At 64.8% G+C, this 261-nt stretch carries 1 protein-coding gene; it reads right to left on the reverse strand.

Annotation, left to right across the window (positions count from 1 at the left end):
• Nucleotides 1–261 (reverse strand): hypothetical protein (locus ACSNOK_RS34805; RefSeq protein ID WP_436784708.1); only part of this gene is annotated, 261 nt, incomplete at both ends.

Below are 261 nucleotides of genomic sequence, written 5' to 3' on the forward strand. Positions count from 1 at the left end.
GTGTAGATGTTGTAGTCGTTGCGGTCGGCCCAGTCGATCAGCCACTTGCGCAGATGCTGCGCGAAGTGCGGCGCCATGCCCAGGGGCTCTTCCTGGCGCTCGAAGTTGATGCGCATGGGGCGCTTCTTGAGCTGGGCGAACTCGGCCTCCTGCAGCACGCCGCGCTTGACCATTTGCGACAGCACCGTGTTGCGGCGGTACAGCGCGCGGTCGGGGTTGAGCACGGGGTTGTAGTAGCTCGTGCCCTTGAGCATGCCCACC

Source organism: Streptomyces sp. URMC 126, assembly GCF_051386555.1.
In the GTDB taxonomy this organism is placed as follows: domain Bacteria; phylum Actinomycetota; class Actinomycetes; order Streptomycetales; family Streptomycetaceae; genus Streptomyces.